We start from the raw sequence: 20,976 nt of genomic DNA, 5'->3' as shown, positions 1-20,976 counted from the left end.
GCCTACCTGGACTCCCCGCGACCGGCGCGCGATCCTGGCCCTCGTTGCGAGCGTCTTCGGCGCCGCGTCACTCAACGCCATGGGATGCTAGATCATCTACATCCTGTGGCTGGGCGGCTGGTCGGGCACGACTGGGCCCGAGCGCATCGCGGTGATGGGCAAGGCGCTGCTCATCATCCTGCCGGGATCGCTGATCGTGCTCCTGTCGCGCGATCTCGCGATCAAGCGCCGCAAGTTTTGCGGGTGCCGAATGGGGTTCGAGCTGCGTGGCGGCGACGATGATGGCGACGACCATCCACTCCGACGATCGGGTGCAGTCGGCGATCGTCGTAACGCCCCCCGGCACAGCTCCGGCGCCGACACGCCGCCCCTCACCGGGCGGCGTTTCCGCATCACAAAGGCGTGATCGATCTTTCCCAGCACCTCCCAGCAAGACCCAGAAGATCGGGGTCACGGACACGGGGCCCACAGCGAATAACGCAGGCGCATAAGGCGCTTCGGACGAACACGTGAGTCCCTCCTCCGCTACCACAATCTTCCCGATCCCCAGGCCTAGCCTCTAGATCCGCTCACCTAGGATAAGCCCGAGGCTGCGCCCGGCATCGCCGAGCGACCGCCCGCCGGCCACCGACCTTCGTCGAAGCCTTGGTCTTGGGGCGGGATGGTAAGCCTCTCGTAAGCCACGACGGTGGAGAGAAGGCCATGGCTCTTCACGATCCCCTGCTGGCCGATCGGTGCGCGACCCTCGCCGAGCTGGCCCTGCTGGACACGCCCGAGGAGGCGGAGTTCCAATCGGCGGTGCTGCTCGCGCGGCAGATTTTCGACTGTCCGATCGCTATGGTGTCGCTGGTCGATCGGCACCGGCAATGGTTCAAGGCGCGGTGCGGGCTGGAGGCGCGGCAGGTTCCGCGCGAGCACGCCTTCTGCGCCCATGCCGTGCTGAGCGACGAGGTGATGGTGATCGAGGATGCGGCGGCCGATCCGCGCTTCTCGGCCAATCCGCTCGTCATCGGGGCGGAGGGCGTGCGCTTCTATGCGGGTGCGCCGCTGCGGCCGACCGGCGCCGGGACCGATGCCGCGGGGCCGGCGATCGGCACGCTGTGCCTGATCGACACCGCGCCGCGCCGCTTCGGCCCGGAGGCGCGCCTTCAGCTCGCGCGGCTCGCCGGGCTGGTGGACGGGCTGATCCGCGCCCGCGCGGCGGCCGCGGCGACGCTCCGCCTGTCGCGCGAGGTGCAGGCCGATGCGGCGGTGATCGCCCGCAAGAACCGACAGCTGCGCCAGGCGGAGCGGATGGCGGGGATCGGATCCTGGCGGCTGTCGCTCGCCGATGCGTCGGTGGAATGGTCGGACCAGGTCTTCGCCATCCACGACATGCCGGTCGGCCCCGCGCCCACGCGCGCGGCGGCGCTGGCCTTCTATCCGCCGGCCGATCGCGCGCGCATCGCCGCGCTGATCGACGATGCCGTCGCCACCGGCGCGCCCTTCACCTTCGAGAGCGCGCTGATCAGCGCCACCGGCGCGCGCAAATATGTGCGCGGCTCGGGCGAGGTGGAGCGCTCCGAGGCGGGGCCGATCGCGGTGGTGGGCGTGTTCCAGGACATGACCGAGCGGCACCGCTACGAACTCGAACTGAAGCACAGCGCGAGCACCGACAGCCTCACCGGCCTGGCCAACCGCGCCGAGTTCGAGGCGCATCTCGACGAGGCGGTGGCGCAGGCGCCGGGCACGCCGCTGGCGCTGCTGCTGATCGATCTCGATGGCTTCAAGCCGATCAACGACAATCATGGCCATGAGGCGGGCGACGCGGTGCTGCGCCGCGTCGGCGAGGTGTTGCGCGGGCCCGGCATGGGGCAGAATTTCACCGCGCGGCTGGGCGGCGACGAGTTCGTGCTGCTGGTGCGCCGCCCGCGCGACTGCGCCGCGCTGCCCGCGCTGGTGCAGACCGTGCTGCGCGCGCTGCGCCAGATGGTGACGCAGGACGGCGCGCGCCGCATCGTCACCGCCACGGTGGGCGCGGTGCTGGCCGAGGCGCCGATCGCCGGCTCGGAACTGCTCCGCCGCGCCGATCTCGCCCTCTACGCCGCCAAGCGCGCCGAGCGCGGCACCGGCCGCCTCTACGGCACCGACACGGTGATCCGCCCCTGGGGCGAAGCGCCCGCCGTCCCGATGCTCAAACGCGGCTGAGCGGCCTCGGCTGGCCGGGCTGCGGGCGGGAAGGGCTGCGGACGGGGAGGCGCGATGGTCGGGGAGACAGGATTCGAACCTGCGACCCTCTGCTCCCAAAGCAGATGCGCTACCAGACTGCGCTACTCCCCGACGGCGGGTTTCCTAGGCATCGGGTCCGGCGGGGTCAAGAAGAGCGCCATGGGCCAGGGCGGCCGCAAGGGAGCGTCGGGCGTGCGGAGGCCGTGCCCGACCGCATCGGGCGCGATGGCGGCGCGGGTCTTACCCGGGTCGCGCCGCCCTCGGGCGGGAGGCGATCCGAGCTGCGTTACGCCTGCAACGCCGGCGACATGCTCCCGTCATCGCGGGCGGACAGGAGGCGCTTTTCCGCGTGAGGATGAGCATGGCGCAGCGCACCGAACTTGGCGATCATTTCTATATCTGGCATCCGGCGGGGCAGATCGGCGTCAATCCCATGCTGCTGATCTCGGCGCATGGCGCGCAGACCTTCGGGCGATCCCAGGTGCCGGTGCCCTTCGGCGCCGGGGTCACTTTTCTCGGGCCACGCCACTATTCGCTGCTGGTCGAACCCTGTGTCGAATATTTCCACTACAGCAATGTGCAGACCTATGAACGCGGCGGCGCGACCATAGAAAACTACAATCTCTCGAAGTTCCAGAAGCCGGGCGGCCGCCGCACGGCCAATGGCATGATCTTCGAGGACAGTTATGATCGGCTGGCGGCGCTCGACAGCGGGCTGATGCGCGCGCAGGGTACCGATGTCGTCACCGTGCGCCATCGATTCGATCTGCTGCAGCGCGACAAGACGATCGCCGATCTCTTCCGGCTGCTCGCCGCACAGGGGCTGCGCTACAGCGAGTTCATCTGCTATTTCTGCCGCGACCGCGCCTTTTCGCTGGGCAAGCCCAAGGAATATCGCGCCCGTTTCATTCCCTGACGCGGGGCGCCGCCGGGCGGCCCGTCGCTCGACCGCCGGCGCGCACCGGGCATGAAAAAAGCGCCGCTCCGGGCAGGAGGCGGCGCTTCTTCCGGGCGCCCGCCTCGCGGCGGGCGCGCGCGATCACTTCTTGGAGTCGATCGCGTCGGCCTTGTTCTCGGCCGTGTCCTTCACATTGTCGGCCGCGGCGTGCGCGTTGTCGGCGGCGTTGTCGAGCGCGGCCTCGGTCTGCTCGTTGGTGGCGTTGTCGGCAGCGGCCGAGAGATTGTCACCGGCATTGTCGAGCGCGGCGGCGGCGTTGTCGCCCGCATTCTCGACAGCCTCGGCCTGCGGCGACTTGTTGCAGGCGGCGACGCTCATCAGGCCAGCAGCGGCGAGGACGAAAGCGAACTTCTTCATGCGGGCAGCTCCCTATATTCTCACATGGGGTCGCGGCAGCTGCCGTCCCCTGGCGGTTGGCATAACGCGGGCGCGGTAACGGTCAACGGGAAAAACGGGCCGGCGTCCTCGGTTCACCGACTCCCCGGGGCCGAAACGAGCGGCCGCGTCGGTTCGCATCGCAGCATCCGCAACTTTCACATGGGATAGAGCATTACCATATTGAACCCGGCCGGCGGGCGCCTTCCTGCGGGTATGCGTCCCGATCCGGTGCCGGCGGAACATAGAGGGACTTCGACATGGCTTCGTCTCGCGCGCTGCGCCGAATTGCCCTGATTGGCAACAGCCCGCCGCGGCTATGCGGCATCGCCACCTTCACCGAGCATTTCCGCGAAGGCTTCAGTGATGCCTTTCCGGACCTGGCGGTGGACGTCTACGCGATGAACGATCGCGGCAACCGCTACGACTATCCGTCGACGGTGGTGTGCGAGATCGGCCAGGACGCGCTGGCCGATTATGCCGCCGCCGCGCATCGCATCAACACCAGCGGCGCCGACATCGTCTGCGTGCAGCACGAATATGGCATCTATGGCGGCGATGCCGGCGGCCATCTGCTCAAGCTGCTCGATCGCGTCACCGCGCCGGTGGTGGTGACGCTCCACACGGTGCTGGAACAGCCCAATGCTGACCAGCGCCGCGTGATGGAGGCGCTCGCCCGCCGCGCGGCCAAGCTGGTGGTGATGGCGGAGAAGGGCCGCGAGCTGCTGATGGCGGTGCACGGCATCGCGGCGGAGCATATCGCGGTGGTGCCGCATGGCGTGCCCGACCGCCCGCTGAGCGACGGCGTGCGCGAAAAGGCGCTGTTCGGCTTCGACGGGCGCAAGGTGCTGCTCACCTTTGGCCTCTTGTCGCCCAACAAGGGGCTGGAGACGATGATCCGGGCGCTGCCGGCGATCGTCGCGGCGCATCCCGAGACGCTCTATGTGGTGCTGGGCGCCACGCATCCGCATCTCGTGGCGCATGAGGGCGAGGCCTATCGCGAGCGGCTGATGGCGCTGGCCGAGGAGCTGGGCGTGAGCGACAATGTGCGCTTCATCAACGCCTATACCGAGCAGGAAACGCTGCTCGACTATTTGGCCGCGACCGACATCTACGTTACGCCCTATCTCAACGAGGCGCAGATCACCTCGGGCACGCTCTCCTATGCGGTGGCGATGGGGCGGCCGGTCGTGTCCACGCCCTATTGGCATGCGGTGGAGCTGCTCGACCCGGCGATGGGACGGCTGGTGCCGTTCGGCGATTCGATCGGCTTCGCGCGCGCGCTGGTGGATCTTCTGGATCATCCCGAGCGGCGCCTGCGCATGGGCGAGGCGGCCTGGGCTGTCGGCCGGACCATGGTATGGTCGGAATTCGCCCGCGCCTATGTCGCCTTGTTCGAGGAGGCGCTGGGATCACAACCGGCGCGCCTGTTTCCCGTCGATCGGCTGACGGCGATCGAACCGGTCGGCCCCGATCTCACCGGGGTCGAGCGGCTGAGCGACGGCTGCGGCATCATCCAGCATTCCATCTTCGCCGTGCCCGATCGCAATCATGGCTATTGCGTGGACGATAATTGCCGGGCGCTGATGCTGATGCACCGCATCACCGGCGCGCAGGCGTCGCGCGCGGACGCGCTGGCGACGATCTACGCGGCCTTTGTCCAGCATGCCTGGAACGGCGCGCGCGGGCGGTTCCGCAACTTCATGGGCTATGATCGCGGCTGGCTGGAAAGCGAGGGGTCGGAGGATAGTTTCGGCCGCTCGCTCTGGTCGCTGGGCGATACCGCGCGCAACGCGCGGCGCACCGATCTGAAGATCTGGGCGTCGCACCTGTTCGACCAGGTGGCGCCGCATGTCCGGTCGCTCGCCAGCCCGCGCACCATCGCCTTCGTGATCCTGGGCTGCGACGCGATGCTGGATGCGCATCCCGCGCACAACCTGGCCACGACGCTGCTGCGCGACGGGGCGGCGCGCCTGCTCGCCGATTATCGCGCCGCCGCGCGGCCGGACTGGCGCTGGTTCGAATCGGTGCTGGCCTATGACAATGCCCGGCTCCCCCAGGCACTGCTGCGCGCCGGCGATCGCCTGGGCGCGCCCGAGATGGTGGCGGCGGGGCTGGAGACGCTGAGCTGGCTGGAAACGCGGCAGGTGAACCCGCTCGGCCAGTTCCGCGCGGTGGGCACGGACAGTTTCGGCCGCGCGCACCAGGATCCGCTGCCCTTCGACCAGCAGCCGCTCGAGGCCTGGGCGACGATCGAGGCGGCGCGCACGGCGCTGGATCTCACCGGCGATCCGCGCTGGGCGGCCTCGGCGCGGCGGGCCTATGACTGGTATCTGGGCGCCAACGATCTCGGCCTGCCGATCGGCATCCCCGCCGATGGCGGCTGCTTCGACGGGCTGATGGCGGATCGGGTCAATCTCAACCAGGGCGCCGAGTCGGTGCTCGCCTTCCAATTTGCCTGTTGCGCGATGCGCGAAATGGCGGAAAAGGCCGGCAGGAACGGCGGCTTCACACCCGCGGACCTGCTTGCCTCCTGACGCGGCTGCGGCAGGAGGCCGGTAGAGCCTGGCACGGGTTTTCGGGAGGGATCGTGCTCGATCTGGTAATGCATTGGCCGTTGCGCCTTCAGGCGGACGCTTCGCGGGTTGTCGTGCGCCCCTTTCAGATTCCGGTGGAGAGCCAGAATGGCCGGCCCAGCCGGCCGCGGCGGATCGTCGACGGCGTGCTCGCCCTCGACGAGGCCGAGGCGGCGCGCGAGCTGTCCATGGTCCTCAAGGATTTCGAGGCGCGGCACTGGCAGACGCGCGACGTGTTCAAGACCCGCTACGCCCAGATGGCGCGGGCGCTGACGCTGGACGGAGACGCCATCTCCGATACCAAGCAGCAGCTGATCGGCGCCTTCTTCTGCAACGAATATAGCTATGCGGCGGCGGCGATCATGAATCCGTCGATCGTCCGGCACCCGGACCAGTCGGGCCTGTCGCCGGGCTCCTCGCGGATCATCATGTCGCTGCGGACGGTGGGCGAGGGGCATATCAGCTCGATCGCCTTCCGCGAGGGCATTCTCTCGCCCGGCACCTTTTTCGAGCTGGCGCCCGAGCCGCCCTTCGCCACCGCCGCCGACAGCGCGCGCGAGCTGGAGAATGGCGCGATCGAGGTGCACCGCCATCGCGATTCGACGCTTTCGGGCACGGTGATCTTCCCGATGACCTCGGCCCAATCCAAGGGACTCGAGGATCTGCGGCTGGTCGAGTTTACGCATGACGATGGCAGCGTCGAGTGGCTCGGCACCTATACCGCCTATAATGGCGCGGAGATCCGGTCGGAGCTGATCCGCACGCGCGATTTCCGCAGCTTCCAGATGGCGCCGCTGGCGGGGCCCGCCGCGCGGAACAAGGGCATGGCGCTCTTCCCGCGGCGCGTGGGCGGCCGCTACGCCATGGCCGGTCGCCAGGACGGCGAGAATCTCTTCCTCATCCGCTCGGACGATCTCACCAGCTGGGGCGAGGGCGAGCTGCTGATGACGCCGCGCTACCCCTGGGAAATGGTGCAGATCGGCAATTGCGGATCGCCGATCGAGCTGGACGAGGGCTGGCTGCTGCTCACCCATGGCGTCGGCGCGATGCGCAAATATTCGATCGGCGCGATCCTGCTCGACAAGGAGGATCCCAGCCGCGTGCTGGCCCGCACCGCCGAGCCGCTGGTCGCCGCCGCCGCCGAGGATCGCGAGGGCTATGTGCCGAACGTGGTCTATACCTGCGGCGCGCTGCGCCATGGCGAGCTGATCTTCATGCCCTATGGCATCGCCGATTCGGCGGTCGGCTTCGGTTTCGTGCCGATCAAGGAGCTGCTCGCCGCCATGGTGTGAGCGCGCGCGGCGACGGGGCGGGCGGCGGTGCATTTGCATTCCGCTTTGCCCTCGCTAGATAGCCTGCAACGATCCCAACCTCCGATCTGCAGGAAGCGCGCGCGCATGGCCGTCCAATATAGCTTCGTCATGAAGGGCCTGACGAAGACCTTTCCCGGCGCCCCCAAGCCGGTGCTCAACAATATCAGCCTGCAATTCCTGCCGGGCACCAAGATCGCCATCATCGGCGTCAACGGCACCGGCAAGTCGACGCTGATGAAGATCATGGCCGGCATCGACAAGGAATTCCAGGGCGAGGCGTGGGCGGCCGAGGGCGTCACCGTCGGCTATCTGCCGCAGGAGCCGCATCTCGACGCCACCAAGACGGTGAAGCAGAATGTGATGGACGGCGTCCGCCCGGTCGCCGACCTGGTCGATCGCTTCAACGCCATCTCCGCCGAAATGGCCGATCCCAAGGACGATACCGATTTCGACGCGCTCATGGAGGAGATGGGCCAGCTCCAGGAGAAGATCGACGCGGTCGATGGCTGGACGCTCGACAACCAGCTCGAGATCGCCATGGAGGCGCTGCGCTGTCCGCCGGGCGACTGGGCGGTCGAAAATCTTTCGGGCGGCGAGCGGCGCCGCGTGGCGCTGACCCGGCTGCTGCTCGAAAAGCCCGACATCCTGCTGCTCGACGAGCCCACCAACCATCTCGATGCCGAGAGCGTCGCCTGGCTGGAGCGGCACCTGATCGACTATCCCGGCAACGTCATCCTCGTCACCCACGATCGCTACTTCCTCGACAATGTGGTGACCTGGGTGCTCGAGCTGGATCGCGGCCGCTACTACACCTACAACACCAATTATTCGGGCTTCCTCGAGGCCAAGGCCAAGCGCATGTCGCAGGAGGAGCGCGAGGAGGAGGGAAGGCAGAAGGCCATTCGCGAGGAGCTGGACTGGATCCGCCAATCGCCCAAGGCCCGCCAGACCAAGAGCAAGGCCCGTATCCGCGCCTTTGACGAGCTGGTGGAACGCCAGGCCGAGCGCGGGCCGGGCAAGGCGCAGATCCTCATCCAGGTGCCCGAGCGGCTCGGCGGCAATGTCATCGAGGTGAAGAGCCTGTCCAAGGGCTTCGATGGCAAGCAGCTGTTCCGCGATCTCTCCTTCACCCTGCCGCCGGGCGGCATCGTCGGCGTGATCGGGCCCAACGGCGCCGGCAAATCGACGCTGTTCAAGCTCATTACCGGGCAGGAACAGCCGGATCAGGGCGAGGTGAAGATCGGCGAGACGGTGCGGCTCGGCTATGTCGACCAGTCGCGCGATGCGCTCAACCCCAACCACAATGTGTGGGAGGAGGTGTCGGGCGGCAACGAGCGCTTCTATTTCGGCAAGCATGAGGTGGCGACGCGCGCCTATGTCGGCGCCTTCAACTTCAAGGGGGTCGACCAGCAGAAGAAGGTCGGCCAGCTCTCGGGCGGTGAGCGCAACCGCGTCCATATGGCCAAGATGCTGGCCAAGGGCGGCAATGTGCTGCTGCTCGACGAGCCGACCAACGATCTCGACGTCGAGACGCTGCGCGCGCTCGAGGAGGCGCTGGAAAGCTTCGCGGGCTGCGCCGTGGTCATCAGCCACGATCGCTTCTTCCTCGATCGCCTCGCCACCCACATCCTCGCCTTCGAGGGCGACGGGCATGTCGAATGGTTCGAGGGCAATTTCGAGGCCTATGAGGAAGACAAGCGCCGCCGCCTGGGCGACGAGGCAGACCGGCCGGGCCGGGGCGCCTATAAGCGGCTGACGCGCTGAGCGACGCCGCCGCCGGCCCGTCCCGTCAGGGGCGGCCGGCGGCGGGGTCGTCGATCGCCGCCGACGCGATCAGTAGAAGGCGCTGGGATCGGGCGCCGGCGCGTCGCAGGCGGGGCGGCGGCCATCCTGGCAGGCCGCGACCTGCATCCGCCACTGCGCCATGGCCTCGGCATAGGCGCGGCGCTGCCGGGCATTCTGCACCACCTGCCGGCCATGGGCGCGCAGCGAGGCGTCATAGGCGGCGAGATCGGCCGCATATTGCGTGCGGGCATTGGCGTTCACCGTCTTCACCGCGCTGATATTGCCGGCGATCGCGGCATTGGCCGCGGCCGTGCCGGGATCGGTGCCGGGCGCCACCTGGCCGGGCGGGACCGAGGCCGAGGCCGCGGCGGAGCCGTCATTGGCCGGCTGGTTGGGGTCGGTCTGGGCCGAGAGCGCCGCCAGCGGCAGAGCGGCGGCGGCCAAAGCGACGAGGGCGCGGGCGCGCATGTCCATTCCTCCTGATCGGAAACAATGGCCTGCGAAACTATTCTCGCGGCGGCGCGGTTCCCGCGCGGCTACACCGTCTCGAAGCGGCCGCTCTGCTCGTCCAGGATGCGCAGCAGCCCGTCGCGGATCGCGAACCAGGCGCCCGTCAGCGTCAGCGTGCCGGCCTGTTCGGCGGCGGCCACGAAGGGGAAGCTGCGGAGATTGGCGAGGCTGACCCGCACCGCCTCGCGCTCCAGCGCGCGCAGCGCGGCATCGCCCTCGCCATGTTCGGCGACCACGCGATCGCGCGCCTCGTCCAGCATGTCGACCCAGTGGCGGACGAAGCCGCCCTCGCCATTGGGCGCGCCCTCGAAGGCGCGGGTCATCGCGGCCTGGCAGCCGCCGCAGAATTCATGGCCGATGACGACGATGCCATCCACCTTGAGCTGGGTGACGGCATATTCCACCGCCGCCGACACGCCGTGGCGCGACGGATCCGTCTCGAACGGCGGCACGAGATTGGCGACGTTGCGCACCACGAAGATCTCGCCCGGCGACACATCGAAGATCACCGCCGGATCGACTCGGCTGTCCGAGCAGGCGATCACCAGCAGGCGCGGGGACTGGCCTTCGGCGAGGCTGGTCCAGCGCTCGCGCTGGTGCGCCCAACCCTCCGCGCGGAAACGCCGATAGCCTTGGAGCAGGGGATCAAGTGCCGTCATGCCCGCACTGCTACCGGCTTGCGGCCGGGGCTGGCAAGTGGCGCGCGCAATCGCTATGTCGCACCCCATGAACGACATGGCCGCCACCCCGCGTCCTCCGCGCCTCCGCAAGCCCGACTGGATCCGGGTGAAGGCGCCCACCTCCGCCGGCTTCGCCGAGACGCGCCAGCTGATGCGCCGTCTCAACCTGGCCACCGTGTGCGAGGAGGCCGCCTGCCCGAATATCGGCGAGTGCTGGACCAAGAAGCACGCGACGGTGATGATCCTGGGCGATACCTGCACGCGCGCCTGCGCCTTCTGCAATGTGAAGACGGGCATGCCGCGCGCGGTCGATCCGCTCGAGCCGCAGCATGTCGCGGATGCCGCGGCCGAGATGGGGCTGAGCCACATCGTCATCACCTCGGTGGATCGCGACGATCTGCCCGATGGCGGCGCGCACCAGTTCGTGAAGGTGATCGAGGCGCTGCGCCGGACCACGCCGGACACCACCATCGAAATTCTGACGCCCGATTTCCGCAACAAGGCGCAGGCGGCGGTGGAGGCGATCGTCGCCGCGCGTCCGGACGTGTACAACCACAATCTCGAGACGGTGCCGCGGCTCTACCCCACCATCCGCCCCGGCGCGCGCTATTACGCCTCGCTGCGGCTGCTGGAGAGCGTGAAGCGCCACGATCCCTCGATCTTCACCAAGTCCGGCCTGATGACGGGGCTTGGCGAGGAGCGGCTCGAAGTCCATCAGGTGATGGACGATATGCGCTCGGCGGACATCGATTTCCTGACCATGGGGCAATATCTCCAGCCGACGCCGCGCCACGCCAAGGTGGCCGAGTTCACCACGCCCCAGGCCTTTGCCGCCTATGCCGCGATCGCGCGCGCCAAGGGCTTCCTGCTCGTCTCGGCGACGCCGCTCACCCGCTCCAGCTATCATGCGGGCGACGATTTCGCGCGGCTGCGGGCGGCGCGGGACGCGAAGCTCGGACGCATCGCCACGCCGGCCTGATCGTCATGCCGCGTCATTCGGAAACGCGCCGGCTGCCCTACAGCCCGGAGCAGATGTTCGATCTCGTCGCCGATGTCGGCCGCTATGGCGAATTTCTGCCCTGGGTGGCGGCGGTGCGCGTGCGCGAGGACGGGCCGAGCGAGATGGTCGCCGATCTCGTCGTCGGCTTCAAGGGGATCAGCGAGCGCTTCACCTCGCGCGTCACCAAGGCGCGACCGGAGCGCATCCATGTCGATTATCTCGACGGGCCGCTCCAGTATCTGCGCAACGAATGGGGCTTCAGGCCCGATGGCGAGGGCGGCACGCTGGTCGATTTCACGGTCGATTTCGCGTTCAAGTCCCGGCTGTTCGAAATGATCGCCGGGCAGGTCTTCGATCGCGCGCTGCGCAAGATGATCGGCGCCTTCGAAACCCGCGCCGCCGCGCTCTACGGCTGACGGCGGCGCGGTCAGCCGAGCGCCGATCCGGGCTAGAAACCGAGCCTCACGGTCAAGCGGGCGGAGCGCGGGCTCTGATATTCGGTGGGGAGGCGATAGGTGCGGGTCGGTTCGCCCGAGCCGTCGCTGCCATATTCGCTGCGGGTGACCACGGCGTGCTGGTTGAACAGGTTGAACACGCTGATCTGGACAGCCAGGTCCTCGTTCTTGGGGCGCGGCAGGAAGGTCAGCGAGGCATCCAAGCGCGTTACCCAGTCGCTCTTGAAGGCGGTGGCGCGCGGAACCAGCACGACGGGATTCTTGGCGTCGAGCTGGCCGTTGGCGAGGCGGCAATAGCGGCCGGCGGCGCCATAGGCGTTGGCGAACGGATCGACCTCGTCCGGCACCAGCCCGATACAGCCGAAGCGTCGCGGCGAGGAGGCGGAAAAGTCGAAGCCGAGCCGGAACTTGGGAAGCAGCTGGTAGGCGCCGTATAGTTTGAAGACGTGCCGCCTGTCGTTGGGCAGATAGCCATAGGAGCCGTTGGTCAGGCCGGGCTGGTCGAAATCCTCGGTCAGGCCGGAATCGGTCTGGCCATTGTCCGATTTGACGCCGCCTTCGATATTGCCCTTGTTCTTGGACCAGACATAGGAGCCGTGCAGCTCGAACCGTCCGTCCCAATCGCGGTCGAGCGTCGCGGTGACGCCGAAATAGGTACGCTTGGCCTTGGGATAGCCGAGATCGCCGGCGGAGAAATCGACGGTGCGAAGCCCGCTCTCGCCGGCGATCGGATTGGACAGGGTGATGCGCGCGTCGGAGCCGGGGTTGAGCAGCACATATTGGTGGAAGCCCGACCAGATATCGTCGCACCCTTCGATCCCGTTCCGCGTGCAGTAGCGCAGCACCGCCAGATCGATCGCGGCATCCTCGAGCGATCGGTTGAGCGTGCGATAGGTGGCGTAGAGGCCGAGCCGCAGATGCTGATCCAGCCGATGTTCGGCGCCGACGATGAACTCGTCGACCGACTGGGGCTTGAGCGACTGGCTGACCACGGCCTCGGTCGGCTTGGGCGAGCCATCGCCGATGAGCCGGCAATTGCGCGCGGTGCTGCCCGGGCAATCCGCCCGCGCGCCGCTGAACGCAAGCGGATCGCCAAGGATCGGGGTGCCGTCGGCATTGACGCCGGCCAGTGCGTAACAGCGCGTATAGTCCAGCTCGGCTCCGGCCAATCGGGCATTGGTGTTGGTGGGGATGGGCAGGAAGAAGCGGCTGAAGGTCGCGTAGAGCTTGGTGCGCTTGTCGCCGAAGGGATCGACCGTCAGGCCGATGCGCGGCCCAAATTGATCGCCGGATGTGTAGAACGTCTTTCCGGCCACGTTGCGGTTTTCGAACCGGTCGTCGCGCAGGCCGAGCCGAAGCGTCACGCGGTCGTGTAGCATCGACCAGCTGTCCTCGACATAGAAGGCCTGGTTCACGGTGCGGAAGCGACCATTATTGGTGTAGACGCGCCCCGCCGCAAATTCGGTGCCGCGCGGTGCGTAGCGGTTTTTCTCGCCGGCCTTGTAATAGGTCCAGGAGGCGCCGCCCGTCACCTCGCCGCGTACCGTCACGTCCAGGTCCTCATGATCCAAGCCGGCCCGTACATGATGATGGCCGAGCAGGCTGAAATCGAGATCGCCATCGAAACGGTAGAAGCGCCGGTGCTGGATCGCGCTGGCGATGCCGGCATCGGGATTGCCGATGGTGCGCGCCGTGCCCGAGCGTTGGTCCGTCACCGGCGGCAGGAGATTGGTGGGCATCGACGTGCCGCCCTGCTTCGATTCGCCATAGGCGCCGGACAGGCTGAGCCAGTGGCTGAGCGCCGCCGTGTATCGGCCGACGAAATTGCGGCCGATGCCGTCGCTGGTGCGGCGGCTGGTGATCGCGCCCAGCGCATTGGTGTTCGGATCATAGCGCCGGCTGGAACTGCGCCCGGGACCGCTGGTATCGAAATAGGTGAATTCGAGCCGGTGCCCGTCTAATGGGATGGCGTCGATCTTGCCGCCCCAGAAGGTGACCTTGCCGACGCCTTCGTAATAGCTGTTCGCCGCGAGGCTGCCGCCGCCGCTGCGCACGTCGCGCGGATTGGCAAAGGCGTAGAAGAACAGGCGATCCTTGATGATCGGACCCGAGCCGTAGAAATAGGCCTCGAAATGCTCCGACTTATAGGCGTCGTTGTCGGCAGCGTAGGTGTTGGGCGCCAGCGCGTTCACGAAGTCCGGCTCGATGGTGAAGATGCTGCCGGCGTGCCAGCGGTTCGAGCCGGACTTGGTGGTGGCGATGGTGAGGCCGCCCGTGGCGCGGCCGAACTCCGCCGAATAGCCGCCATTGCGCACATCGACCGTCTGGTAGAAGTCATATGGTACGGTCGCTGATCCCAGGCCCTTGTGGAAGCTGGTGATGTTCAGGCCGTTTACGTAGAATTGATTTTCCGAGACGGACGAACCCGTCACACTCGCCAGGTTGCCGAAGGCGCTGTCGCCGGGGGTGGTGCCCGGCGCGAGCAGGATCGCGTCGGTGAGGCTTCGGCCGAGCGGCAACCGGCGCGACAGATCGCTTATCTCGAGCGCGGCGCCGGTCGCCGTGCTCGTGAAATCCAGCACCTGACGCCGCCCGGCGGTGACGAGAATGGCCTGTCCCTGGCCCTCGAGCGCGGCGAGGCGGAAGCTGTTGGCGCTTTGTCCGCTGGAAAGATCCACGCCGGCGCGTTGCAGCGGCTGAAAGCCCGGGGCGGTGACGGTCACCGTGTAGCGCCCCGGCGGCAGGCTGTTGATGGAATAGCTGCCGTCGCTCCGTGTCACGGTGACGCGCGTGAATCCCTGGGCCTCGGACCGGACGCGCACCTCCGCCCCAGCGATGGTTTCGCCCGAAGGCCCCATGATCTGGCCGCTGGCAGTAACGTACTGGAAATCCTGCGCACAGGCGGGCGTGAGGGGAAGAGATACTAGTGAAAACACTGAGCAAGCGCCAAGTAGAGTCACTAGGCATCTGCCCGCCGCGGCACGCCGCGTCGATCCCATTTTCCGCATTGTGAGACGAACCCCCCAAAATACTTCGCAAACGGGGCGCCTTACGGCGACTCCTCATAAGCCGATGGAGGATAGAATGCGTATGACTCGGAATGAGTCAACACTGTGGCACTTTTATTATAGAAGATCTTTGCTGCGGCCAGGCCGAAGCGGCTCTGGAACATGCGCTTTTTGCTCCGGCGCCGGTTTCGCGGGACGCGCGACTCCCCCCCCGGCCGGACCAACCGATCCGGCCGCGACTCGGCGGAGAGGGGGCGCGTCAGCCCTGCGGGTGCGGGGGCAGCAGCAGTTCCAGCGCGCAGAGCGCGGCCTGCCGGCGAATGGCGGCGCGGCCGAGATCGCCGAATTCGCGCAGATCGGCCACCACCTCGTCCGGATCGCCGTCGCGCGTCGCGCGGGCGAAGACGACGGTGCCGACGGGCTTCTTCTCGCTGCCGCCGCCCGGCCCGGCGATGCCGGTGATCGCCACCGCCACGTCCGCGTCGGTCACGGCGAGCACGCCCTGCGCCATCGCCCAGGCGGTGGCGACCGACACGGCGCCGAAGGTTTCCAGCACATCGCCGGCGACATGCAGGTGCTGCTGCTTGAACTGGTTCGAATAGCTGACGAAGCCGCCCTCGAACACGGCCGAGCAGCCGGCCACCTCGGTGATCGCGGCGGCGACCAGGCCGCCGGTGCAGCTTTCCGCCACCGCGATACGCAGCCCGGCATCGCGATTTTCCTCGACGACACGGGTGGCAAGCGCGGTCAGCGCATCGGGAAGATTGTCGCTCATGGACGGGAACCCTCTTGATCCGGGCGGCACAGGGGCACGCCCGCTATGGTTTCGGAGCCGGACAGCTGCAGGCCGAGCAGCAAGGCCTCGGCCATGGCGTCGGCGCGCAGCGGCGCGGCCAGGCCGATCAGCCCGTCCACGGTCGCGCAATCCTTGGTGGCGACATGGCGTTCCACCGCCTTCTCCACGAATTGCGCGGCGAGCGCGGTGACGCTGTCGTCATCGGCGAGAAAGGAGAAATCCTGCCCGGTCGCGGCCTCGATCGCCTTGCGCGCGCGTGCGGGATCGGCCGGCGCCTCGCGCCGGTAGCGCGCCGCCAGCGCCGCCCCCTGGCGCGGCAGGAAGGCGTCGCGGCCCAGCACCGGGCCGCAGCGCTTGGCCAGCGCCTCGATCGCGTCGGGCAGAGCGAGGCTGAACAGGATGCGCTGCTCGTCCGGGCCGAGACAGGCGGCGCGCGCCTGGGCGCCGGCCGCGGCGAGGAGCCCGGCAAGCAGCCAGGCGCGTCTCATGCCGGCAGCCTGACGCTCGCGATCGCCTGCGCCGCCATGCCTTCCTGGCGCCCGGTGAAGCCGAGCCGCTCGGTGGTGGTGGCCTTGATGCTGACCCGGCCGATCGGCAGATCGAGCAGCGCCGCCACGCGCGCGCGCATCGCGTCGCGGTGCGGGCCGACCTTGGGCGCCTCGCAGATGATGGTGCAGTCGACATGATCGATCACGCCGCCGGCGGCGCGCACCAGGCCGGCGGCATGGCTGAGGAACTGGCCGCTCTCCGCGCCTTTCCAGCGCGGGTCGGACGGCGGAAAATGGCTGCCGATATCGCCGTCCGCGATCGTGCCGAGCAGCGCGTCGGTGATGGCGTGGAGGCCGACATCGGCGTCGCTATGCCCGGCCAGCGCGCGATCATGGGGTACGCGCACGCCGCACAGCATGACATGATCCCCCGCATCGAAGGCATGGACATCATAGCCGATGCCAACGCGCGGCACCAGCAGCCGGGCGGCGGCGGCGGCGAGATCGGCCTCGTGGGTGATCTTTTCCAAGGCAGCGTCTCCTTCGACGATCTGGACGGCGAGGCCGGCGGCACGGGCGACCTGCGCGTCATCGGTGGGTTCGTCCGCGCCGGACCAAGCGCGATGCGCGGCGAGGATCGCGGGAAAGTGAAAGGCCTGCGGCGTCTGAACCCGGCCAAGCCCCTCGCGCGGCACGGTATCGCCCGCCTGGCCGGCGGCGACGCGCACCAGCGTATCGACCACGGGCAGCACCGGGATGGCGGCCTCGGCGGTGGCGAGCGCCGCGATCAGCCGCGCGCGCACCGCGGCGGGAAGGCCGGGGCGCGCGGCATCGTGGATCAGCACCAGATCGGCGCCGCCCGCCGCCGCGATCGCTTCCAGCCCCGCGCGCACCGAGGCGCGGCGGGTGGCGCCGCCGGTGCTGATGCTGGCGGGCACGCGATCGCCGAGCGCGGCGCGCAGCGCGTCCTCCTGCCCGGCGCCGACGACCAGATGCACGGGCAGGCCGGCGAAGCCGTCAAAGCCATGGGCGATGACGGAGCGGCCGCCGAGCGGACGATATTGTTTGGGGCTGCCCCCGAAGCGGGCGCCGGTGCCGCCGGCGACGATCAGGGCGGCGATGCGAAGGTCGGTCATTGGCCGGCGCCTTAGCGCTCCCGCGCGCGCGCCGAAAGCGGAACTTGCCGGCGCGCCGGTTTCGCGCTAGGCGCGTGCCTCTTTTTCAGGCAGATTCAGACCATGGCGCAGCCGCTTCTCCGGCCGATCCAGATCGGCGCCGTCACCATCGACACGCCGGTGATCCTGGCGCCGATGACGGGTGTCAGCGATCTGCCCTTCCGCACGCTGGTGCGGCGCTATGGATCGGGGCTTAACGTCACCGAGATGATCGCCAGCCAGGCCGCAATCCGCGAGACGCGGCAATCGATCCAGAAGGCGGCCTGGGATCCGGCCGAGGAGCCGGTTTCGATGCAGCTGGTGGGCTGCGCGCCGGCCGAGATGGCGGAGGCGGCGCGGCTCAACCAGGATCGCGGCGCCGCGATCATCGACATCAACATGGGCTGCCCCGTGCGCAAGGTGGTGAACGGCGATGCCGGCTCGGCGCTGATGCGCGAGCTGCCGCTCGCCACCGCGATCATCAAGGCGACGGTCGAGGCGGTGTCGGTGCCGGTCACGCTCAAGATGCGCATGGGCTGGGATCATGCCAGCCTCAACGCGCCCGAGCTGGCGCGCATCGCCGAGGATCTAGGCGTCAAGATGATCACGGTGCATGGCCGCACCCGCAACCAGATGTACAAGGGCTCGGCCGACTGGGCCTTTGTCCGCCGCGTCAAGGACGCGGTGTCGGTGCCGGTGATCGTCAATGGCGATATCTGCACCCCCGACGATGCGATCGAGGCGCTTCGCCAGTCGGGCGCGGACGGGGTGATGATCGGGCGGGGCAGCTATGGCCGGCCCTGGCTGCTCGCCCAGACGATGCGCGCGCTGACGGCGGGCGAGCGGCTGGACGATCCTTCGCTGGACGAGCAATATGCCGTGATCGTCGAGCATTATCAGCGGATGCTGAGCCATTACGGCACCGAGACGGGCGTCAACATGGCGCGCAAGCATATTGGCTGGTACACCAAGGGCCTGCCGGGCTCGGCCGATTTCCGGAATGCGGTGAACCGCGAGCCCGACGCGCGGCGGGTGCTGGCGATGCTCGACGAATTCTACCGCCCCTGGCGGGCGCGGGCGGCCGCCTGATCCCGCTCATGGCCGCGGCCCCTTCCGCAGCCGGTCCGCTGCCCATTGCCGAGCTGCTCGCCGCGCTGCCGGTCGCCATGCTGGTGATCGATGGCGAGGGGCGCGTGTGCGAGGGCAATGGCGCGGCCGAGACGCTGCTGAACCTCGCCCGCGCCGCGCTGATCGGGCGCGGCATCGAGCGGCTGATCGGCCACCCGCTGACGAGCATGGCGCCCGACCAGCCCTTCGCCGCCTTCGATCTCGATATCATCCTGCCCGGCGGCCGCGCGGCGCGCGTCGATCTCGCGGTGGCGCCGCTGCCCGAGCGCAAGGGCTGGCGTATCCTCACCATCCATGGCCGCGCCAGCCACGATGCCAGCGCGCGGCGCGGCGATCGCGCCGGGCGGGTGCTGCCCGCGGCGGCGGCGGCGGCCCTGCTGGCGCATGAGGTGAAGAACCCGCTGTCGGGCATTCGCGGCGCCGCGCAGCTGCTCGAGAGCGACGCCGCGCCCGAGCAGCGGGCGCTGACCCGGCTGATCCGCGACGAGGTGGATCGCATCGCCGGGCTGATCGACCGCATGGAGGGGCTGACCGATACGCGGCCGCGCCCGCTGGCGCCGATCAACGTGCATTCGGTGCTCGGCCATGTCCGCGACGTGGCGGCCAACGGCTTCGCCGCCGGCTGTACGCTGCGCGAAGCCTACGATCCGTCATTGCCCGAAATTCTCGGCAACCGCGACGCGCTGGTGCAGATCCTGCTCAATCTGCTCAAGAACGCGGCGGAGGCGGCGGGGCCGGGCGGCACCATCACGCTGCGCACCGCCTATCGCCACGGCCTCTCGCTGGCGCGGGACGGCGGCGCGCGCGTGTCGCTGCCGATCGAGCTGGCGGTGATCGATGACGGGCCGGGCGCGCCGGCCGAACTGCTCGACCATCTCTTCGATGCGTTCGTCTCGTCCAAGCCGAGCGGCACCGGCCTCGGCCTGGCCTTGGTCGAGAAGCTGATCGGCGAGATGGGCGGGATCGTCGAATATGTTCGCGAGGGCCATCCCGAATGCACGGTGTTCCGCCTCTTCCTGCCGCGGGCGCGGAGTGCGCGCCCATGAGTGCCGGCCGCATCCTGGTGGTGGACGACGATGCCGCGATCCGCACCGTGGTGCGCGAGGCGTTGCGCCGCGAGGGCCATGTGGTGGAGACGGCCGCCTCGCTTGCCGATCTCGGCCGGGTGATTGGCCCGTTCCGGCCCGATGTCGTCATCACCGATGTGGTGCTGCCCGATGGCGACGGGCTGGACTTCGTGCCCGAGCTGACGCGCCGCCATCCCGGCCTGCCCGTGATCGTGCTTTCGGCGCGCAACACGCTGGCGACGGCGGTGCGCGCCACCGAGCGCGGCGCCTTCGATTATCTGCCCAAGCCGTTCGACCTGGACGAGCTTGGCCGGGCGGTGACGAGCGCGCTGGCCGGGCGCGCCGCGCCGGAGGAAGCCGCCGGGAGCGAACCGCAGGAGCTGCCGCTGATCGGCCGCTCGCCGGCGATGCAGGCGGTGTACCGCACCATCGCGCGCGTGGTGGCGACCGACCTCACCGTGCTGATCCTGGGCGAATCCGGCACCGGCAAGGAACTGGTCGCGCGCGCCATCCACGATCTCGGGCCACGGCTGGCGCGGCCCTTCGTGGCGGTCAACATGGCTGCGATTCCGCGCGATCTGATCGAAAGCGAGCTGTTCGGCCATGAGCGCGGCGCCTTTACCGGCGCCGGCATGCGCAGCGCGGGCCGCTTCGAGCAGGCGCATGGCGGGACGCTGTTCCTCGACGAGATCGGCGACATGCCCGTGGATGCGCAGACCCGGCTGCTGCGGGTGCTGCAGGAGGGCGAGTTCACCACGGTGGGGGGCGCCCGCCCGATCCGCGCGGACGTGCGGGTGATCGCCGCCACCAACAAGGATATCGAGCGACAGGTCGAGGAGGGCCGGTTCCGCGAGGATCTCTTTTACCGGCTGAACGTGGTGCCGATCCGGCTGCCGGCCCTGCGCGAGCGCGGCGCCGATATCGGCGAGCTGGCGCGCCATTTCCTCGACCGCGCGGCCGCCGACGGCCTGCCCCGCAAGCGGCTCGACGAGGCGGCGGTGGCGCGGCTGGCGCGGCATGGCTGGCCGGGCAATGTGCGCGAGCTTGAAAATCTGATGCGCCGGCTGGCGGTGCTGATCCGCGAGGAGGTGATCGGCGCCGCCGCGATCGAGGCGCAGCTCGGGCCACAGGCGGCCGAGCCGGGCCTGGCGCCGCGCGGCGACGCCTCCGGCCTCGCCCAGGCGGTGGAGCAGCATCTCGTCGCCTATTTCGCGAGCTTCGGGCGCGATCTGCCGCCTGACGGCCTCTATGACCGGCTGCTCGCCGAGATCGAGGCGCCGCTGCTGCGCCTCTCGCTCGCCGCCGCGCGCGGCAACCAGATCCGCGCCGCGCGGCTTCTGGGCATGAACCGGAACACGCTGCGCAAGAAGCTGGCGGATCGCGCGATCGATCCCAGCGCGGCGCGGCGCGGCGGCGCCTGATCCGAAGCGGGACAGGGCGCGCGCGGTTAACCCATATCTGTGTTGAACCCGCCA

18 protein-coding genes and 1 tRNA gene are annotated in these 20,976 nt (G+C 68.9%); 11 read left to right on the top strand and 8 right to left on the bottom strand.

Annotated elements, in window-relative coordinates:
- Positions 1–154 precede the first annotated feature (154 nt).
- Positions 155–406 (top strand): hypothetical protein, encoded by a 252-nt coding sequence (locus LHA26_RS00515; protein ID WP_252166807.1) that lies wholly within the window; start codon positions 155–157, stop codon positions 404–406.
- A gap of 296 nt (positions 407–702) precedes the next feature.
- Complete coding sequence (locus LHA26_RS00510) at positions 703–2,187, top strand: sensor domain-containing diguanylate cyclase (RefSeq protein ID WP_252166806.1); 1,485 nt, start codon at positions 703–705, stop codon at positions 2,185–2,187.
- Between the two features lie 55 nt (positions 2,188–2,242).
- Here LHA26_RS00510 and LHA26_RS00505 read toward each other — a convergent pair.
- Positions 2,243–2,319: transfer RNA gene (locus tag LHA26_RS00505), tRNA-Pro, on the bottom strand.
- A gap of 250 nt (positions 2,320–2,569) precedes the next feature.
- Between LHA26_RS00505 and LHA26_RS00500 the strand changes: the two genes are divergently transcribed.
- Positions 2,570–3,124, top strand: a complete 555-nt coding sequence (locus tag LHA26_RS00500) for a putative adhesin (RefSeq protein WP_252166805.1) — start codon at positions 2,570–2,572, stop codon at positions 3,122–3,124.
- Positions 3,125–3,247: 123 nt separating this feature from the next.
- On the opposite strand, the gene LHA26_RS00495 is transcribed toward LHA26_RS00500, so the two are convergent.
- A complete protein-coding gene (locus LHA26_RS00495; protein ID WP_252166804.1) occupies positions 3,248–3,523 on the bottom strand; it encodes a hypothetical protein in 276 nt (91 codons plus the stop codon).
- Positions 3,524–3,801: 278 nt separating this feature from the next.
- Here LHA26_RS00495 and LHA26_RS00490 point away from each other — a divergent pair, with 278 nt between their 5' ends.
- The 3 genes from LHA26_RS00490 to ettA all read left to right on the top strand — a co-directional run bounded on the left by LHA26_RS00490 (position 3,802) and on the right by ettA (position 9,194).
- Complete coding sequence (locus LHA26_RS00490) at positions 3,802–6,078, top strand: glycosyltransferase family 4 protein (protein WP_252166803.1); 2,277 nt, start codon at positions 3,802–3,804, stop codon at positions 6,076–6,078.
- Between the two features lie 68 nt (positions 6,079–6,146).
- Positions 6,147–7,409, top strand: coding sequence for a glycoside hydrolase family 130 protein (locus tag LHA26_RS00485; RefSeq protein WP_252168435.1), 1,263 nt, complete (start codon positions 6,147–6,149; stop codon positions 7,407–7,409).
- 105 nt (positions 7,410–7,514) lie between these two features.
- On the top strand, positions 7,515–9,194 hold the full coding sequence (ettA, locus tag LHA26_RS00480) for an energy-dependent translational throttle protein EttA (protein ID WP_252166802.1): 1,680 nt from the start codon (positions 7,515–7,517) through the stop codon (positions 9,192–9,194).
- A 69-nt stretch (positions 9,195–9,263) separates the two neighbouring features.
- Here ettA and LHA26_RS00475 read toward each other — a convergent pair whose 3' ends face one another.
- The gene (locus tag LHA26_RS00475; protein ID WP_252166801.1) at positions 9,264–9,683 is read right to left on the bottom strand and encodes a hypothetical protein; all 420 of its coding nucleotides are present in this window, start codon (positions 9,681–9,683) and stop codon (positions 9,264–9,266) included.
- Between the two features lie 68 nt (positions 9,684–9,751).
- Positions 9,752–10,384, bottom strand: a complete 633-nt coding sequence (locus LHA26_RS00470) for a carbonic anhydrase (RefSeq protein WP_252166800.1) — start codon at positions 10,382–10,384, stop codon at positions 9,752–9,754.
- A 67-nt stretch (positions 10,385–10,451) separates the two neighbouring features.
- Between LHA26_RS00470 and lipA the strand changes: the two genes are divergently transcribed.
- Both lipA and LHA26_RS00460 read left to right on the top strand, forming a co-directional pair.
- Positions 10,452–11,384, top strand: coding sequence for a lipoyl synthase (gene lipA, locus LHA26_RS00465; RefSeq protein ID WP_252166799.1), 933 nt, complete (start codon positions 10,452–10,454; stop codon positions 11,382–11,384).
- A 5-nt stretch (positions 11,385–11,389) separates the two neighbouring features.
- The gene (locus LHA26_RS00460) at positions 11,390–11,821 is read left to right on the top strand and encodes a type II toxin-antitoxin system RatA family toxin (protein WP_252166798.1); all 432 of its coding nucleotides are present in this window, start codon (positions 11,390–11,392) and stop codon (positions 11,819–11,821) included.
- Positions 11,822–11,853: 32 nt separating this feature from the next.
- Here the strand turns inward: LHA26_RS00460 and LHA26_RS00455 are convergent, their stop codons facing one another.
- The 4 genes from LHA26_RS00455 to LHA26_RS00440 form a co-directional block, all read right to left on the bottom strand.
- Positions 11,854–14,718 (bottom strand): TonB-dependent receptor, encoded by a 2,865-nt coding sequence (locus LHA26_RS00455; RefSeq protein WP_252166797.1) that lies wholly within the window; start codon positions 14,716–14,718, stop codon positions 11,854–11,856.
- A 409-nt stretch (positions 14,719–15,127) separates the two neighbouring features.
- Positions 15,128–15,643, bottom strand: coding sequence for a CinA family protein (locus LHA26_RS00450; RefSeq protein WP_252166796.1), 516 nt, complete (start codon positions 15,641–15,643; stop codon positions 15,128–15,130).
- Entirely contained in the window at positions 15,640–16,152 is a 513-nt protein-coding gene (locus tag LHA26_RS00445; RefSeq protein ID WP_252166795.1) for a hypothetical protein, read from the bottom strand. Before LHA26_RS00445 ends, LHA26_RS00450 begins: the two co-directional genes overlap by 4 nt.
- Positions 16,149–17,288: a bifunctional 2-C-methyl-D-erythritol 4-phosphate cytidylyltransferase/2-C-methyl-D-erythritol 2,4-cyclodiphosphate synthase gene (locus LHA26_RS00440; protein ID WP_252166794.1), complete on the bottom strand. Its 1,140-nt coding sequence runs from the start codon at positions 17,286–17,288 to the stop codon at positions 16,149–16,151. The genes LHA26_RS00445 and LHA26_RS00440 overlap by 4 nt, the downstream gene beginning before the upstream one ends.
- 102 nt (positions 17,289–17,390) lie before the next feature.
- On the opposite strand from LHA26_RS00440, the gene dusB reads away from it, so the two are divergent.
- Genes dusB through ntrC form a run of 3 tightly spaced genes read left to right on the top strand, consistent with a single transcriptional unit; the run spans position 17,391 to position 20,922 of the window.
- Positions 17,391–18,395, top strand: coding sequence for a tRNA dihydrouridine synthase DusB (dusB, locus tag LHA26_RS00435; protein ID WP_252166793.1), 1,005 nt, complete (start codon positions 17,391–17,393; stop codon positions 18,393–18,395).
- Between the two features lie 8 nt (positions 18,396–18,403).
- Positions 18,404–19,480 (top strand): two-component system sensor histidine kinase NtrB, encoded by a 1,077-nt coding sequence (locus LHA26_RS00430; protein ID WP_252166792.1) that lies wholly within the window; start codon positions 18,404–18,406, stop codon positions 19,478–19,480.
- Entirely contained in the window at positions 19,477–20,922 is a 1,446-nt protein-coding gene (gene ntrC / locus LHA26_RS00425; RefSeq protein WP_252166791.1) for a nitrogen regulation protein NR(I), read from the top strand. Before LHA26_RS00430 ends, ntrC begins: the two co-directional genes overlap by 4 nt.
- The last annotated feature ends 54 nt before the right edge of the window (positions 20,923–20,976 follow it).

Origin of the sequence: Sphingomonas morindae (genome assembly GCF_023822065.1) — a bacterium.
Classification (GTDB): domain Bacteria; phylum Pseudomonadota; class Alphaproteobacteria; order Sphingomonadales; family Sphingomonadaceae; genus Solisphingomonas; species Solisphingomonas morindae.
This window is presented reverse-complemented; position numbering and strand designations above follow the sequence as displayed.

What these genes read in the sequence shown, in the direction of transcription:
- LHA26_RS00475 (WP_252166801.1), bottom strand. Translation starts at nt 9,683, where the DNA reads ATGCGCGCCCGCGCCCTCGTCGCTTTGGCCGCCGCCGCTCTGCCGCTG.
- LHA26_RS00515 (WP_252166807.1), top strand. Translation starts at nt 155, where the DNA reads ATGGGCAAGGCGCTGCTCATCATCCTGCCGGGATCGCTGATCGTGCTC.
- LHA26_RS00490 (WP_252166803.1), top strand. Translation starts at nt 3,802, where the DNA reads ATGGCTTCGTCTCGCGCGCTGCGCCGAATTGCCCTGATTGGCAACAGC.
- LHA26_RS00495 (WP_252166804.1), bottom strand. Translation starts at nt 3,523, where the DNA reads ATGAAGAAGTTCGCTTTCGTCCTCGCCGCTGCTGGCCTGATGAGCGTC.
- LHA26_RS00455 (WP_252166797.1), bottom strand. Translation starts at nt 14,718, where the DNA reads ATGGGGCCTTCGGGCGAAACCATCGCTGGGGCGGAGGTGCGCGTCCGG.
- LHA26_RS00460 (WP_252166798.1), top strand. Translation starts at nt 11,390, where the DNA reads ATGCCGCGTCATTCGGAAACGCGCCGGCTGCCCTACAGCCCGGAGCAG.
- LHA26_RS00485 (WP_252168435.1), top strand. Translation starts at nt 6,147, where the DNA reads ATGCATTGGCCGTTGCGCCTTCAGGCGGACGCTTCGCGGGTTGTCGTG.
- ettA (WP_252166802.1), top strand. Translation starts at nt 7,515, where the DNA reads ATGGCCGTCCAATATAGCTTCGTCATGAAGGGCCTGACGAAGACCTTT.
- LHA26_RS00430 (WP_252166792.1), top strand. Translation starts at nt 18,404, where the DNA reads ATGGCCGCGGCCCCTTCCGCAGCCGGTCCGCTGCCCATTGCCGAGCTG.
- ntrC (WP_252166791.1), top strand. Translation starts at nt 19,477, where the DNA reads ATGAGTGCCGGCCGCATCCTGGTGGTGGACGACGATGCCGCGATCCGC.
- lipA (WP_252166799.1), top strand. Translation starts at nt 10,452, where the DNA reads ATGAACGACATGGCCGCCACCCCGCGTCCTCCGCGCCTCCGCAAGCCC.
- LHA26_RS00500 (WP_252166805.1), top strand. Translation starts at nt 2,570, where the DNA reads ATGGCGCAGCGCACCGAACTTGGCGATCATTTCTATATCTGGCATCCG.
- LHA26_RS00470 (WP_252166800.1), bottom strand. Translation starts at nt 10,384, where the DNA reads ATGACGGCACTTGATCCCCTGCTCCAAGGCTATCGGCGTTTCCGCGCG.
- LHA26_RS00440 (WP_252166794.1), bottom strand. Translation starts at nt 17,288, where the DNA reads ATGACCGACCTTCGCATCGCCGCCCTGATCGTCGCCGGCGGCACCGGC.
- LHA26_RS00450 (WP_252166796.1), bottom strand. Translation starts at nt 15,643, where the DNA reads ATGAGCGACAATCTTCCCGATGCGCTGACCGCGCTTGCCACCCGTGTC.
- dusB (WP_252166793.1), top strand. Translation starts at nt 17,391, where the DNA reads ATGGCGCAGCCGCTTCTCCGGCCGATCCAGATCGGCGCCGTCACCATC.
- LHA26_RS00510 (WP_252166806.1), top strand. Translation starts at nt 703, where the DNA reads ATGGCTCTTCACGATCCCCTGCTGGCCGATCGGTGCGCGACCCTCGCC.
- LHA26_RS00445 (WP_252166795.1), bottom strand. Translation starts at nt 16,152, where the DNA reads ATGAGACGCGCCTGGCTGCTTGCCGGGCTCCTCGCCGCGGCCGGCGCC.